Below are 1863 nucleotides of genomic sequence, written 5' to 3'. Positions count from 1 at the left end.
AGGGAGTGTCGCAAAATGATTAAATTTTAATCAGGAGCGATGCTCCTTTTCGGTTTAAACTAGTAAATTTCCAAATATTTTAAATTCCACATCAATTATTTAAAGATTTCTGACTTTTAAGCGCACTCAAATAGGCCTAGTTACTTTATTCCATAATTAGGCAATAGGTTTTAATTCATGAAGATGCTTCTGAGTTCTTTCATTTTGTATTTTAGAATGTAATTTGTTAATGTTGTATCCAAAACAAAGCAAAATAAATTCAGTTTTGACACTATTTTTTCCACGTGTTAAAAATCTATTGAATTCATAATCACTTTTTAGAACTCCAAATGCTCCTTCGACCTGAATAGATCTGTTCATTCTCAATTTAGTTCCAAATTCAGTTGTAATATTTTTATAGGATATTTCACGTTTTTTCACAAAAATTTTTGAAACCTGCATTTTTCTATTTCCCTTTGCTTTTGTACACTTTACTTTGTAAGCACAGTTATCACAGTTTTCGCATTCATACACCGTTACTTCTGATTTGTATCCACTTGCGGATTTTTTATGAATAATATAAGAAGGCACTAATTTTTTATTATTATGACAAATGTATGTATCTGATTCAGCATCATATTTCATATTCTCACGCTTACTTATATCATTTTTAAAACTTCTTTTTTTCCACTTTTCATAAGTTTGTGGCTTTATATACGGTGTTTGTTTATTTGATTCTAGATACAAATAATTTTCTTCACTTTCATAACCTGAATCTGCAATTACATTAAGATATTTACGACCAATTTTTTCTTTCATATTATTAAGCATAGGTATTAATGTTGCTATGTCATTTCTATCATCAAATATTCCGACACCGGTCACGTATTCACTTTCAACTGCAATTTGGACATTATATGCCGGCTTTAATTGACCATTTCTCATATGATCATCTTTCATGTGCATGAAAGTTGCGTCAGGATCAGTTTTAGAATAGCTATTTCTTTTTGAAAATAGATTTTTGCTAAAATTATATCTTTCTTGTCTTTCTTTATATTCAGTTAATTGCTCTGTCCATTTTTGAATCTTAGTTTTTCTCTTACCAATTCCATGAACAAATTCAATGTTTCTTTTCTTTTTTTCAGATGTAAGCCAATGAAGAATTTTAATAATGTCATCTATCACTGTTTCTTTCTGAACAGTAAATTGCTTCAATTCTTCAAGATTAATGGTTTCTAAGAGAACAAGAATTTTATCAAACATTTTCCCCTCATTTTTTAAAATAGCCTTTTTCCAAACAAAGGTATAGCGATTGGCATTCGCCTCGATTTTAGTACCATCAATAAATACATTTTCAAATAATATTTCATTTTGAGTGGCTAAATAATTAACTTGTTGATAAAATAAATCTTCAACAACTTCATTTGAAAGATAGTCTTTACGAAATCTACTAATTGTAGCATGATCAGGTGCTTTATAGCCTTGAAGTAACCACCTGAAATTAATATCTCTAGTACATGCTTTTTCTATTTTTCTGCTTGAATATATATTTTGAGAATAAGCATAAGATAATATTTTGAACATGATTTTTGGTTCCACTGCCGGTTTTCTTCCAACGGAAGAGTACGCCTTATACAACTTTGTGTAATCTAATCCCTCCAATACATGGCTTAGCAAGCGGACTGAATCATCTGCTGGTATTAAATTTTCTAGATTTAATGGTAATATAAGTTGAAAATTATCATTAATCTCAGTATAATCTTTAGTGTGTAATTTGGTTTTTAGCATAAGTAAATTATACAATGAATGTGAGTTCTTCGGAATTCACATTTTTTATATCTAAAAAATGAGCCGCTACAAAACTAACTATGTTAGTTTTGCAAC

General features: G+C 29.0%; 1 protein-coding gene. It reads right to left on the bottom strand.

What is annotated here, in order from left to right:
• Nucleotides 1-156: 156 nt before the first annotated feature.
• Nucleotides 157-1728 (bottom strand): IS1182 family transposase, encoded by a 1572-nt coding sequence (locus COL3_RS26975; RefSeq protein ID WP_099716781.1) that lies wholly within the window; start codon nt 1726-1728, stop codon nt 157-159.
• Nucleotides 1729-1863 lie beyond the last annotated feature (135 nt).

It is taken from the genome of Clostridium sp. LS (assembly GCF_002760435.1).
Lineage (GTDB): Bacteria > Bacillota > Clostridia > Clostridiales > Clostridiaceae > Clostridium.
The sequence above is the reverse complement of the archived record's forward strand: the minus strand, read 5'-3'. Positions and strand labels throughout refer to the sequence as shown.